Origin of the sequence: Pseudomonas tehranensis (genome assembly GCF_014268615.1) — a bacterium.
Classification (GTDB): domain Bacteria; phylum Pseudomonadota; class Gammaproteobacteria; order Pseudomonadales; family Pseudomonadaceae; genus Aquipseudomonas; species Aquipseudomonas tehranensis.
Genome location: NZ_JABWQV010000504.1, coordinates 1 through 439, shown reverse-complemented (window position 1 = coordinate 439; position 439 = coordinate 1). Strand labels below are relative to the sequence as shown.

Here is a 439-nt window from a genome sequence, read left to right as displayed (position 1 = left end):
GCAGGTCATCTGGATCGATCAGGAAAACCGACGCACGCCGTTTCCGTTGCCCAACGACCAGCGCCCAGCGATCCACAACAGCCTGGCCCGTGCAGCGATTTACCGGGGGGCCGAGCCGGACGAACTGATCATCGCCCAACCCGGCGAAGGTGCACCTTTCCTACACTTTCGCGACGGCCATCTGACCGCCCTCAGCGACCGCTACGCCAACCGTCTGACGCTGCAGCGCAACATCCATGGCGACATCAGCCGCCTGGACAACGGTGCCGGGCGCTCCCTGCGCTTGCGTTACGAACAGCGCCACCTGGTCGCCATCGACTACCAGAGCTTTCACCCGGCCCTGACCCTGGACGAAGCCTGGCGCACCGAACAAACGCTGGTTTCCTACCGCTATGACGGCCGTTTCCGGCTGATCGAGGCGACCAACGCCGCCGGCGAA

At 64.7% G+C, this 439-nt stretch carries 1 protein-coding gene; it reads left to right on the top strand.

All coding sequences use genetic code 11. The features are described 5' to 3' along the window. On the top strand, positions 1–439 hold a 439-nt coding region (locus HU811_RS27185; protein ID WP_186659219.1), incomplete at both ends, for a hypothetical protein.